The sequence below is a fragment of the Arthrobacter sp. EpRS71 genome, assembly GCF_001512285.1.
Taxonomy (GTDB): domain Bacteria; phylum Actinomycetota; class Actinomycetes; order Actinomycetales; family Micrococcaceae; genus Arthrobacter.
Genome location: NZ_LNUV01000006.1, coordinates 1,178,145 through 1,191,091, shown reverse-complemented (window position 1 = coordinate 1,191,091; position 12,947 = coordinate 1,178,145). Strand labels below are relative to the sequence as shown.

10 protein-coding genes and 1 pseudogene are annotated in these 12,947 nt (G+C 64.0%); 9 read left to right on the top strand and 2 right to left on the bottom strand.

Annotated features, from left to right (window positions below; translation table 11 throughout):
- Nucleotides 1-100: 100 nt before the first annotated feature.
- On the top strand, nucleotides 101-1,126 hold the full coding sequence (locus AR689_RS15840; protein ID WP_062071642.1) for a Gfo/Idh/MocA family protein: 1,026 nt from the start codon (nucleotides 101-103) through the stop codon (nucleotides 1,124-1,126).
- A gap of 13 nt (nucleotides 1,127-1,139) precedes the next feature.
- On the opposite strand, the gene AR689_RS15835 is transcribed toward AR689_RS15840, so the two are convergent.
- Complete coding sequence (locus tag AR689_RS15835; protein WP_062071640.1) at nucleotides 1,140-2,639, bottom strand: sulfatase family protein; 1,500 nt, start codon at nucleotides 2,637-2,639, stop codon at nucleotides 1,140-1,142.
- Nucleotides 2,640-2,782: 143 nt separating this feature from the next.
- Here AR689_RS15835 and AR689_RS15830 point away from each other — a divergent pair, with 143 nt between their 5' ends.
- Nucleotides 2,783-3,985, top strand: a complete 1,203-nt coding sequence (locus AR689_RS15830) for a GntR family transcriptional regulator (protein ID WP_062071638.1) — start codon at nucleotides 2,783-2,785, stop codon at nucleotides 3,983-3,985.
- 71 nt (nucleotides 3,986-4,056) lie between these two features.
- Here AR689_RS15830 and AR689_RS15825 read toward each other — a convergent pair whose 3' ends face one another.
- On the bottom strand, nucleotides 4,057-6,429 hold the full coding sequence (locus tag AR689_RS15825) for a polysaccharide lyase 8 family protein (protein ID WP_062071636.1): 2,373 nt from the start codon (nucleotides 6,427-6,429) through the stop codon (nucleotides 4,057-4,059).
- A gap of 216 nt (nucleotides 6,430-6,645) precedes the next feature.
- Between AR689_RS15825 and AR689_RS15820 the strand changes: the two are divergent.
- From AR689_RS15820 to AR689_RS15790, 7 genes and pseudogenes are all read left to right on the top strand, one after another.
- A pseudogene (locus AR689_RS15820) lies at nucleotides 6,646-6,906 on the top strand (mycothiol transferase); the annotation flags it as partial.
- A 65-nt stretch (nucleotides 6,907-6,971) separates the two neighbouring features.
- Nucleotides 6,972-7,958 carry a phosphodiester glycosidase family protein gene (locus AR689_RS15815; protein WP_062071634.1) on the top strand — a complete coding sequence of 329 codons (987 nt, stop codon included), beginning with the start codon at nucleotides 6,972-6,974 and terminating at the stop codon, nucleotides 7,956-7,958.
- Nucleotides 7,955-9,100, top strand: a complete 1,146-nt coding sequence (locus tag AR689_RS15810; RefSeq protein ID WP_062071632.1) for a bifunctional glycosyltransferase family 2/GtrA family protein — start codon at nucleotides 7,955-7,957, stop codon at nucleotides 9,098-9,100. Before AR689_RS15815 ends, AR689_RS15810 begins: the two co-directional genes overlap by 4 nt.
- Nucleotides 9,100-9,801, top strand: a complete 702-nt coding sequence (locus AR689_RS15805; RefSeq protein WP_062071630.1) for a DUF4956 domain-containing protein — start codon at nucleotides 9,100-9,102, stop codon at nucleotides 9,799-9,801. The genes AR689_RS15810 and AR689_RS15805 overlap by 1 nt, the downstream gene beginning before the upstream one ends.
- Nucleotides 9,798-10,586, top strand: coding sequence for a polyphosphate polymerase domain-containing protein (locus tag AR689_RS15800; RefSeq protein ID WP_062071628.1), 789 nt, complete (start codon nucleotides 9,798-9,800; stop codon nucleotides 10,584-10,586). The genes AR689_RS15805 and AR689_RS15800 overlap by 4 nt, the downstream gene beginning before the upstream one ends.
- 61 nt (nucleotides 10,587-10,647) lie before the next feature.
- Nucleotides 10,648-12,225 (top strand): carbohydrate-binding domain-containing protein, encoded by a 1,578-nt coding sequence (locus AR689_RS15795; RefSeq protein WP_062071626.1) that lies wholly within the window; start codon nucleotides 10,648-10,650, stop codon nucleotides 12,223-12,225.
- Between the two features lie 197 nt (nucleotides 12,226-12,422).
- Nucleotides 12,423-12,923: a sensor histidine kinase gene (locus AR689_RS15790; RefSeq protein ID WP_231745550.1), complete on the top strand. Its 501-nt coding sequence runs from the start codon at nucleotides 12,423-12,425 to the stop codon at nucleotides 12,921-12,923.
- The last annotated feature ends 24 nt before the right edge of the window (nucleotides 12,924-12,947 follow it).

Here is a 12,947-nt window from a genome sequence, read left to right as displayed (position 1 = left end):
CCGATTAGGCATTTATTCCTCCCTTGACGCTCCCCAACAATCAAGGTGATCTGCGCGGGCAGGCTGTGTCCGCGCTTCGGCTCCGAGCTAAAGAGGGAAATTGATACGACTGGGAATCATTGGCGCCGGTGCCGTGGCACACTTCCATGCTGAATCCGCCGGACGGATCAGCAACGTCCAACTGGCCGCCGTCTGCGACCTGCGCCAGGAAGCGGCCGAGGCGGTTGCCGCGCACTGGGCTGCCCAGGTCTACAGCGACTATGCGGCGATGTTCCGCGAGGCCGCACTGGACGCAGTGATCATCAATACCCCGCACGCGCTGCATGTGGAGATGGTGCTCGCCGCGGCAGAACACGGATTGCACGTGCTGGTGGAAAAGCCCATGGCCACCACCGTGGCTGACTGCGATCGCATGATCCAAGCCTGCCGCGACGCCGGAGTGGCCTTGGTGATCGGTCAGATCCAGCATTTCCTGCCGGAGAAGCTGGCGGCCGAGGACGTGCTGGCCGGCGGCGAGCTTGGCCAGGTCTTGATGATCCGTGACTACAGGACCACCGATTACCGTCCTGGGACCCGTCCGGAGTGGTTCTTCAGCGAAGCCATGGCCGGCGGCGGGGCCCTGATGAACATCGGCGGCCATTGCCTGGACCGTTCCCTCTGGTTCGGCGGCGCACCGGTGGAATCCCTCACTGCCTCCACCCTGAAACGGTTCGGCGTTCCGGTGGAAACGGACGGCGCCATCTCGCTGACGCTCCGCAACGGCGTCCACGTCAGCGTCGTGGTGATCTCCGACGCCACCCAGCGCATGGACGAGGTCCTGATCGTCTGCGAACACGGCACCATTTCCTGCAGCCCCCATAACGGAACGCTGGTGCGCAGCAATGGCACCACCCGCACGGTCTGGGAGCCACAGCCGGAGGACATCCAAGAAGGCTTCTACCTGCAGCTGCGGGACTTCATCAAAGTGTTGGACGGCGGAACACCGAAAGTCAGCGTGGAACACGCCCGCCACATCGTTGAAGTAGTTCTGGCGTCCTATGAGGCAGCCAAGTGTGGCAATCCTGTGGCCCTCCACCCGTCCGGCGATGCCACCCGCGCCGAACGGGTCCTGAGCAAAGTCCCCTAGGAGGCGAGGTCCCCTAAGCAGCGGGGCCGGCTGCGGCCGTGCCGTCCCAGTTGGGTGGGGCGAAGGCCCCCAAGGGATCATCCACCACGGACGCAGTCTGGCCTGCCCCGGCCACGGGGAGCCAACTTCCCTCCAGCCCTGGGACCGCATGGCGTTGGAACCACTCTTGCAGCTGGGCCCTCATGCCGGACACACGGACCGCGTGGGCGGGTTCATCGACGAGGTTGACCCGTTCATCCGGGTCCGCCACAAGGTCGTACAGTTCGTGGGGACCGTGCGGGTAGCGGTGCACATACTTCCACTCTGCGCTGCGGATCATCCGGACGGGTCCGTATTCGTCAAAGACCACGACGGCGCGTCCCGCAGCAGCGTCCGCCAGCCCGCCGTCGTCGGGGTTCTTAGCGGCGCCATGACGCGCATCGCCCGGAAGCACGCTTAGCAGCTCCGCGAAAGAGCGTCCTGGGCCGCGTTCGAAGGGTTGCCCGTCCAGGCCCGCGAGTTCCAGGACCGTGGCGGCCACATCGTAGGCGGACAGAAGTTCCGTGAGGACAGTCCCCTGCTGGATCCGTCCCGGGAGCGCGAAGATCGCGGGGACTTTGACGGAGGAGTCGTAGACGTTCTGCGGGAACGTCCCGTTACCTTTGCCCCAGATTCCGTGGTGGCCGCAGTTGAAGCCGTTGTCGCTGCTGAAGATCACCAGTGTGTCGTCTTCGATGCCCAGTTCTTCCAGTCGCCGCAGGACGTCACCAATCCCTGCGTCCATGGCGCTCACCGCTGCGAAGTACCCCAGCAGGGCCGCGCGCACGTCAGCCTCGCCGCCGATCGGCACACCATCCACGATGGGCGTCCACGGGTGGAGTGGCTCCTGGGGACAGCTGCTGAAGGTGCAGTCCCTGTAGAGATCCTCGAATTCGGGCGGGTGCTGGCCCTTCCACGGTTTGTGGGGTGCGGTGTAGTTGAGGGCGAGGAAGAAGGGCTCGGGTTCCTTCGAGGCTTCGTCAAGGAAGTCCAGGGCGTCGTGGGTGATCGCGTCCGTCAAGTATTCGGTGACCAACTTCCGGTGGCTGGTGCCGCCGTCGAACCTGTACATTACGGACCGGTCATAGGGGCTACCGCCACCCTCCAGCGCAAACCAATGGCTGAAGCCCTTCCGTGGAACATCGTTGGCGCCCAGATGCCATTTGCCGGAAAGTCCCAAACGGTAGCCGGCATCGGCCAGGGCATCCGTGAACAGGGGTTGGCCTTGAAGGTAGTCCACGGCGTCCGGGCCCGTTTCAATGCCTGCCAGGTAGTCGTGGACGCCGTGGCGCGAAGGGATATCCCCTGTCATGAGACTGGCGCGGGCCGGCGAGCAGACGGGAGACACGCAAAAGAAGTTCTCCAAACGCGTTCCGCGGGCCGCGAGGGCGTCGAGGTTGGGAGTGTGGATCTCAGTGTTCCCGGCGCATCCCAGCGCCCAGGCACCTTGGTCGTCACTCAGGATGAAGATGATGTTTGGCTTTTTGTTGGACACCCCTCATTGCTACGCAACCTGCACACGAGGAATCAATGAGCATTCCCCAGAACTTTTGCATACTCAGGAAATTAGTCTCTAAATACTCCCTAAACTCTGGTGCAGGATAGGAGTAATCGTCCGTTCACAGGTGGAGTTTGATCATGCCAAGAAAGAACCCGCAGACCGTCCATGCTGAGCCTGCCTCGGCGACCGTCCGCGACACCGCCAAGCAGAACCTGAAATTCCAGAACCTCAGCGACAACCTGCGCAGGGGCATTTTGGCAGGGACATGGGCCGTGGGAACCAAGCTGCCCACCGAGCAGCAACTGTCCCTGGACACCGGACTGTCCCTCACCACGGTTCGGCGGGCGTTCGAGGACCTGGTGGACAAGGGTCTGGTGGTCCGGCGGCAGGGTGCCGGGAGCTTCGTCGCCGCGCCGCAGCGCTCGCAAAAGCGCTCCCGATACGTGATTGGTGTCCTGCTGCCGGATACCCAGCTTTACTACCCTCAGGTACTGCAAGGCATCGAGGAACACCTGTCCTCCCGCGGCGCGAGCCTGCAGCTCTCCACCTACCACTATGATTTCACCCGGGAAAACGCCAGCATCGAGTTTCTCTTGGATGCCGGTGTGGACGGGCTCATCCTGGTGCCAACACTGACCGGTTTGGACAATCCCCAGCAGCGGGTGGCCGAGCTCATGGCCCTCCCCGTTCCTGTGGTGCTGCTGGAACGTAGCCTGGATGATCTGGGGCCGGGAGACAGGACCGAACACGTCTGTTCGGATCACCAAGGCGGGGCGTTCGACGCCGTGATGCACCTTCACCGCTTGGGTCACCGAAAGATTGGGCTGCTCACGCGGGCGAACGAGGCCGCGCGAAGCAGCAACCCCACCCAGGCCGCGGTGATCGCCGGGTACGCGGCCGCCGTCGAGGCTTTGGGGCTGGACAATTCCTTGGGACTGGACAACAGCGGGCATCACCGCATGGCGTTCAGCGCCACCAAGCCCGAATGGGAAGCGGATCAGGCCGAGCACATGTTCCAACTCCTGGCGGGCAGCGGCGCGACAGCAGCTTTGGTCTTCGGCGACCGCGAAGCGGCGCTGTTGGAAGGGGCCGCTTCGAGGCAAGGCATCCGGGTGCCGGAAGACCTTGCCTTGGTTTCCTACGACGACGAAATGGCCGACCTCGCGCAGATTCCCTTGACGGCGGTCTCCCCCGCCAAGCATCGGCTGGGTGTCATGGCTGCCGATGTCCTGCTGCGCCGGTTGACCGAGGGCGATGCTTGCCCGTTGTATCAGATCCGTTTGCGGCCAAGGATTGTGGTCCGTGATTCCTGCGGGGCCAAGGTGGTTAGCCCTATCTAGCGTGTTGCGAGGCCCGCTTTACGCCCCTAACACCCGGAATAACGCGCAGAGCGGGCCCCACAACGGGAGGTCTAGCGGCGGAGTTTCACCACCCTCACCTGCCCACTAAGCCCGGCCGTATCCAACGTCAGGGTAGTTTTGCCCGCGGCGTCCGTTCCCAGCGTGCCCGCACCTTCCAGCACGCTGGACCACGTGCCCTCAGGCAACGTCAACGTGAGGCTGGAAGCCTTTTGTGTTGGCTCACTGACAGCCAGGCTGAGGACGTTGCCGTGCCGTGAGAACACCACGCACGCGGGGCCGGATGCGCCAAGGTTGCCTGCCGTTCCGGGCTTCCAGAACGTTGCCGCCGTAGTTTTCTCTGCCGTGAACTCCACCGACTGCGCCGTTGAATCGTTGCGGATCACCACATGTTTGTTGCCCTTCGCCAGCTTGCTGCAGTCCTTGGCAGACACACCCGGAGCCACCAGGTACGCGTAGCTTTGTGGCGCTCCACCCGCACCGTGATCCACGTAGATGGTGGCGAAGTTCCGTTGCTGCACGGTGGTACTGCCGTTGATGTTCACTCCCGACCAGCTTCCGGAGCGGCTCTCCCGGAGCACCGTCAATGGGGAGGAATCCAGTACGGCGTAGCCACCAAATCCTTCCAGATGGACCCAGCGATCGTCACTCAGCGCAACAGCGTTACCGGCCGTTTCCGCAATGGTGCCCGACGCCGTCGTGAGCGCGTTGGTGCCTTGGTGGAGGTTGCGGTGGTCAACAATTGTTTCCACCCTGGCTCCGGAAGCAGTGGTGATGTCCGCACCAAGGCAGACGGTAACGTCGCCGCTGACGAACCAGGACTTCCGCGCCGAAAGGCCAGTACGGCCCGGACCCACCAGATGCTGCCCGACGGCGGCAACCTCACCCAGTGCGGCAGAGCCAGTCCACTCGTTGGCCGGGACGGCCGCACCCCATTCGCCTTCCACCTTGTCCGGCAAAGGCGTGGTGTCCACGGTGGTGCCGGGGAGTCGGTTGTAGTTGACGGTGGCCCAAAAGGCGTCGTCGTACTGGCCGAGGTCCGCGGTGTGGAAGTAGGTCATGCCTGAACCTGTGTGATAGCCGCGGTTGTTCTCGCCGTTGCCGCATTCGTACCAGGCAATGCGGTTGCTGGCCATGGACAGCGACAACGCCCAGCCGCTCCCCCGATGAATGGTGCGGTCCATGGCCGGGAAGAGGCGGTGGCCCCGGGACTCCGGCACAGGCGCAACGCCGGCCGCCAGCAGTTCTTTGACCAAAGCTGTCCGGGGAACGCTCGCCCCGGACAGAATGGGGCGGTAGGTATTGCGCGTGATCCAGCCGGCGCAGAGGCCCCGCCATCGGGTTGCCGTGGCGCTGTCCATGGCGCGGGCCAGGAGGAGGATGGCTTCAATACTGGTGGCGGCGAGGTCATAGCCCGTGTTGGCCTCACGGCTGATACTCCGGCCGCGCACCGAATCAGCCATGGCTCCGTTGATGATGAGCGGCGCAAACGATCCCTCTACGGCGTCGAAGAAGATGCTGCGGGATGGGTCAGAGACCTCGAAGCCAGTGCCGCCCAGCAGTGCAAACAGCTTGGACAGGCCGTTCAGCAGCACAACCCCATAAGAGCCGGTGTACGGCGTGGTGCTGTGTTGGATGAACGAGCCGTCCCGGAAAATTCCGTCGCCGCTGGTGACGTACTGCCACACCTGGCTCAGGCCGGCGATGGCGTGCTGGAGCTTGGGAGTGTCCTCTCCAGCCAAGGACCGGATGATGATTCCCTGGCACAGATCCACGCGGTTTGCCCCCACCGAGGTGATCTTGCCGCGTTTGGGCGGGAACTGCAGCCACGGATCAGGGACAAAGTGGTCGATGGCTGCGGAGTAGGCCTGGATCTCGGCAGCGGAGAGCTCGGCGTGCAGCAGCACCATGGCGTCGGCCAAAGCCCGGGGCACACCGATCTCCCACGACCACCAGTTGCCCACTTCTTCCTTGGTGTGGTTGTAGCAAAGGGTGTTGGCATCAGCGAGGCCGGCTTTGATGTCTGACAGTACTGAGGCATCCCCAAACACAGCCGCCGTGGGTGTGGCCCAAGCCGTAGCAAGCTGGGACAGGCGAGTGTAGGTGGTGACCATCTCGGCGTCCTTGGCGAAGGACAGATCCGTGAACACCGATGCGCGGCCGGGTGCCCTGTTGAGCTTTGCCAAGGAGTCGGCGGCTTTGTTGTTCAGAGCGGTGATCGCTGCGGCGAAGTCTGCGTCGCCTGATTGGATGACATTCCGGCCGGTGAGTTGGTCCACCCAACGGTTGCGCAACGCTGCGAACTCCGTGGCATCCGGTGCGGTTTCGGCCCAGGCATTCCGGGCAAACATCGAGCTGACCACGGCTGCGAGGGACAGGGCACCGGCGCCCTGAAGCAGGGTTCTGCGAGGAAATTCTAGTGACAAGGAGTTGCTCCTAACACTCGTGGATGGGCCTGGTCCGGCGTCTTTTGGCCGGGGCCCTCCACTGGCTTGCGTTGTAGTCAACGCCAGGTGGAAGGGAGGAATAAAGCAGTACCTGGACACGTGCGCCAGGTCGCGGGAACGCTGCGAGTTCGATGGAGATACCCGGGGGTGTTGGCATGTTTCCAGCGAACTCGGCGGCCCCGGCCCCGTCACCCGGCCCTCCCGTTGGATGCGCCGGGCGTGGTGCCGTGGTGGTCTGAGGAGAAGAAGAACGTAACGCTCCACCAGATCCTGGTTCACATGTGCGTGGAGACCGCCCGCCACGCAGGGCATGCAGACATCATCAGGGAGCTCATTGACGGCTCCGCGGGACAGAGGCCCGGGGATCCGAACATTCCGGGCCGGACCTCGGAAGAATGGGCAGCCCACCGGGCACGCATTGAACAGGCGGCCTTGGCGGCAGGCAACAAGATCTAGACCTTCACAGCCCCCGCATATGTTGGGCAAACCTCCGGCGTAGCCTTGCTCCGTAGAAATGAGGAATGACTCCTCCACAGACTGAACACCGTAAGGGCGGCCGGACACGGCGCGCCGTGATCTCCGCCGTTCTGGCGGTCACTCTTTCTGCCGGTGGTGCTGCCGCCTGGGCACTTGACCGGTTCGTGGTCCCGCACGCTGAGATCACCAACGTCTCCGAGTACGAGGCAAGCCAGGCCGGAACCACCACAACCACGACGACGGACGCCACTTCCGCTGACACGTCGGCGAGCGCCGTGGTCACCGATACCTCGTACACCTCGGGCGACACGGGTGTCACTGTCTCAACCGTGACCACCGGCAGCGGTGACGACACCGTCACCTACTACGTTGCCGACGTCGTGCTTGATGATGCCACCACGCTGAAGTCGGCATTCGCCGAGGATACCTATGGCGAGAACATCACCGAGACCACGTCCGCGATCGCCGAGGACCACAACGCGATCTTCGCCATCAACGGCGACTACTACGGCTTCCGCGACACCGGCATCGTGATCCGCAACGGTGTGGTGTACCGGGATGAGGGTGCGCGGCAAGGGCTCGCCTTCTACAAGGACGGCACCGTCAAGGTGTACGACGAGACCACCACCACCGCCGACCAGCTCATCGCGGACGGCGTGTGGAACACGCTCTCCTTCGGGCCTTCGCTGCTGGACAACGGCCAGATCGCCTCGGGCATCGAAGACGTGGAGGTTGATACCAACTTCGGCAACCACTCCATCCAGGGCGAGCAGCCCCGCACGGCCGTGGGCGTGATCGATGAGAACCACCTGGTGTTCGTGGTAGTGGACGGCCGCAGTCCCGGCTACAGCGCCGGTGTCACCATGACCGGCCTGGCCCAGATCATGAAGGACCTAGGGGCCACCACCGCATACAACATCGACGGCGGCGGCTCCTCCACCATGTACTTCAACGGTTCCCTGGTGAACAACCCGCTGGGCGAGAACAAAGAGCGCGGCACCTCGGACATCCTCTACATCGCCCAGTCATGATCATCCTCATACCGGCGTACGAGCCGGACCACCAGCTCACGGCCCTTGTCCGCAATCTTCAGGAAGCCGATCCGTGGCTGACCATCGTGGTGGTGGACGACGGTTCCGGGCCTGACTATAAGGACACGTTCGACGCCGTTGCCCGGCTTGGGTGCCATGTGCTCAGTTACGCCGTGAACGGCGGCAAGGGCCACGCCCTGAAGAGCGGTTTCGCCTTCATCGCCGAGCGATTCCCGGGCCATGACGTGGTCTGCGCTGACAGCGACGGCCAACACGGAGTGGCCGACATTCTTGCCGTATCCGACCGCGTCCGTCACGTCACGGCTGCGATGGTCCTGGGCTGCCGGAACTTCACCGGAAACGTCCCCGCCCGGAGCAGGTTCGGCAACACAGTAACGCGGGGTCTGTTCAGGCTCGCGACCGGTCAACGGATCACGGACACGCAAACGGGCCTCCGCGGTTACCGGGCGGATATGATCCCTTGGCTGCTGACCGTCCGTGGGCAGCGGTACGAGTACGAACTCAACCTGCTGCTGGAGGCGAAGCAGGCCGGCTACGGCATCAAGAGTGTGGAAATAGCCACGGTATATCTGGACCACAACTCGGGCTCGCACTTCCGCCCCGTGGCCGACTCGATCAGGATCTACGCGCCCCTGTTGATGTTCCTCGGTTCATCCCTGTCCGCGTTCGCGGTGGACCTGGTGATGTTCCTGCTCCTGAGCGCCGTGACGGACTCCCTTCTGCTGGCGGTGGTGGGGGCCCGGCTGGTGAGCGCCACGGTGAACTTCATGATCAATCGTCGATTCGTTTTTGACCACGGGCGGGATACCTCGTTCCGTGCCGCGGCTACAGGATATGCAGCCCTGGTGCTCGTCCTGTTGTCCGCCAACTACGCCGCGATGTGGACCCTCACATCGCTGGCTGTCCCGGACCTCCTGGCCAAGCTCGGCACCGAACTGACCCTGCTGGGCATCAGTTACGTGGTGCAGCAGCGGTTCTTGTTCGTCCGGAAGGCGCGGGCCACGCCAACGGAAGCCACCGCCGTCGAAACACATATCCCAGCCTTGGTCCCGGCACAGTTTCAACACAGCCTCGCCGGGAAAAGTGGAGATCAATCCCCCAAGAGATTCCGGAGTAACTGATGAACACCATCATCCTCATAGCGGCAGACCTGGCCGCCATCACCCTTTTGACGCTCGCCCTCTACCTCCGCCGGCACCGGCGCCGCGACCTGGTTGTTTCTTACCTGGGCATGAACGTCGGCGTCCTGGCCGTCGCCACAGCATTGTCCGGTTCGGCCGCTGGTGTTGGCCTGGGACTGGGTTTGTTTGGTGTTCTCTCCATCATCCGCCTCCGGTCCACGGAACTCGCCCAGCATGAAGTTGCCTACTACTTCTCGGCGTTGGCGTTGGGACTGATCGCAGGCATCGGCGTCGAGCCGCTCTGGCTGACGCTGTCCCTCATGGCGTTGGTTCTGCTGGTGATGTTCGTCGGCGACAACCCCCGGGTCCTCCCGGCCTACCGCCACCAGTTGGTGGTGCTGGACCGGGCCATCAACAGCGAGCCCGAGCTCTACGCCCGGCTGGAGGAAGTCCTCAACGGCACTGTTCATTCGGCCACCATCCAGGAACTGGACCTCGTCAACGACAAGACCATTGTGGACGTCCGGTACGCGGTCCGCCCCCTCCACCAGGACCTGTCCCAGCCGCGGCACTCACAGCTGGGCTTCAACCAGCCGGCCGGCGCGCTGACCCCGGCGCCGGAGGAACTGCCGGCCCAGTCCCCGCAGCCTGCGCCGCAGCAAACCCAGCAGTCCGTACCCACCTCGGCCGGTGTCGCATGAGCCGCATCGACGCCCAGCCGATCATCCCGCAGCTGAGCGAGCTGCCCGCCGTCGGGCTTGAAGAACTCACCACGGAAGCCGCGCTGCTGACCCGGGTTGATCGGAAGTATCTGGTTCCATCGGCAACGGCACGGAAGGTCCTCAGCACGTTCAGCACCGAGGCCCGGGTCTTGGAAATGGACGGGAAGCGGACCTTCGATTACGACTCCGTCTACTTCGATACGCCCGGTTTGGACAGCTACATGCTGGCCGCTCATGGCCGGCGCCGTCGGTTCAAGATCCGCACACGAACCTATGTGGACAGCGCCGTGAGCTTCCTGGAAGTCAAGACCGAAGGCGCCCGCGAGGCCACCGTGAAAGAGCGCATCCCCTATGAGCTGTGCGACCGCGACCGGTTGACCGAGGAGGGGCTGGCGTACGTCAACGAGACACTCGCGGCAACCATCGGCGACGTCGCGTTCGGCCCGTTGGAGCCGGTCCTGTCCACCCGCTACGACCGCACCACCCTGTACCTCCCCGGATCCGGCAGCCGCGCCACCATCGACTCCGATGTCACATGGCAGGCCCCCGATGGCGAGCCCTGGGTTTTGGACAACGCGGTGGTGGTGGAAACAAAATCCGGTTCCGCTCCCGGCCCTCTGGACAGGCACTTGTGGGCACACGGTGTCCGCCCGTGCCGCATCTCCAAGTTCGCCACCGGCATGGCCGCCCTCCATCCCGAGCTCCCCGCCAACCGCTGGAACCAAACCCTTCGCCGCAGGATGCCCCTGCGCCCCCTCCACTGACCGTCCCCTGCTTTGACCGCCCCTTCCACAGACATTCCCTCCACAGACCTAGGAATCCACCATGCGCTCCTTCCGCACTTCCCTTTCCGTTGCCGCCGTCGCCTTGGCCATCTCCCTGGCAGGCTGCTCCACCGCCGCCACGAGTTCCACGTCCACCTCCACCGGCACCACGTCCAGCACCACCACCACCCAGCAGGCCGTCACCGCCGCCACCATTGAGGAAGACACCCACTACGACAGCGACGACCTCACGTGGGACGCCGCAACTGAAGTGGCAATCAGCCTGGCCGACGGCGGCAGCAAAGTGACGTCGTCGTCCTCCACCGGGGTGGCCGTTGACGGCAACACCGTCACCATCAGCGCCGCCGGAACGTACCGCCTCAGCGGCTCCCTCAGTGACGGGCAGATCGTGGTGGCAGCGGGAGAAGAAGATACGGTGCGCATCATCCTGGACGGCGTGGAACTGGGCAACTCCACCGGGTCACCGTTCGTGGTGCAGAGCGCGGACGAAGCGATCGTGTATCTGGAAGACGGCAGCACCAACACGTTGACCGACGCCACCAGCTACGCCGACCAAAGCGAGGACGCGCCCAACGCGGCCCTCTACTCCATGGCAGATCTGACCATCGCCGGGACCGGTTCCCTCACCGTCAACGGGGAGTCCAACGACGGCATCGTGTCCAAGGATGGCTTGGTGATGGCCGCGGGCAAGGTCACCGTGGACGCAGTGGACGACGGCATCCGGGGCAAGGACTACACCGTGCTGCTGGACGGCGCCTACCAGGTGACTGCCGGCGGGGACGGAGTGAAGGCTGACAACGAAACCGACGAAGGCCGCGGCTGGCTCTTGGTCAGCGGCGGCTCGCTGACCGTCAATGCGGGCGACGACGGGGTGAAGGCTTACAACACGCTCACCGTTTCAGGTGGAACAGTCAACGTGGCCGAGTCCGAGGAAGGCCTGGAGGCACAGCACATCGCCATTACCGGAGGCGACGTTTCCGTCACGGCGAACGACGACGGCGTGAACGCCTCCGGTGGCGCGTCCACTTCTGCGGATACGGGTGCCGCCGCTGGCATGGGCGGGCCCGGCGGTGGCGGGATGGGTGGTGGCGAAACGGTGGGCGACTACACCGTGGAGGTCTCCGGTGGAACGCTCACCATCAACGCCGAAGGTGACGGCTTGGACTCCAACGGAAACGCCACCATCTCCGGCGGCACCGTGGTGGTGAACGGTCCCACCAACGACGGCAACGGAGCGCTGGATGTGAACGGTGAACTCACCGTGACCGGCGGCACCGTCGCAGCGGCAGGCAGTGCCGGAATGGCGGTGACTCCGGGTGCCTCGTCCACGCAGTCGGGTGTGCAGGTGACGTTCGACTCGTCGGTCTCAGCCGGAACCCCGGTACATATTGTTGATTCCGCCGGAGCAGTGGTTGCGACGTTCGTGACCACCAAGACCACCGCATCCTTGGTGTACTCGTCCTCGGCCATCACCGACGGGGCCACGTACACCGTGTACACCGGTGGCAGTGCTGACGCTGAGTCCGGGGTGACCACCGGCTCCATGAGTGGTGCCGAGGAACAGGGCACAGTGACTGCGGGCCAGTACACCCAGGCTCAGGGCCCCGGCCGCCGCTAGATCCGGGGGCGGACAGCGCCCGACGACGGTACTCAAGGACCGCCGTCGGGCGCTTCCTCACCACCAGTGCACCCATGGCAAGCGCCCGCAAAACTTGATGCGAACTTGAGCAAATCGAAAAGCTTCCTTGATATAACAGCGCCACGCTGGAAGCACGAAGCACCCATACACAGGGGTTTCGGCAACGAATTTCAGGTATGAATCACAACGACGTGGGGGAAGCAATGGATCAGGCATCAGCACTAACCGAGGTGGTGGCTGTAAAGGGCATCATCCAGGACCAGAACCCCGTGGATTTCTACGCACTGGGTGTCGCGGGATGCATCGACCGTCTTGCAGCACCGTTGCGGCGCGAGGGCGTCACGGTCCATTGGCACACCCCGCATCACGGCATCGAGATCTCCTCCACAGCCGCCGCCCTCCTCTATCACGTAGCCCAAGAGACCTTCAGCAACACCCTTAACTACGCCAATGCCAGCGAGCTCACCGTCCGCCTCAACGCCGTCTATCACGGCATCCAGCTCACCGTCACCGATGACGGCAGCGGATTCGAAATCCACGCCGCACCCAGTGGCCGGCGGCACGGTTTCGGCTTGTTGCTGATGTCCATAGCAGTCCACGACGCCGGAGGAACAGTCGACATCGACTCCGCGGTTGGGCGGGGCACCAGTGTGAGGGTAACGCTGCCGCTGGATTGAGTCCGATTTGGGACCATTTTAGGG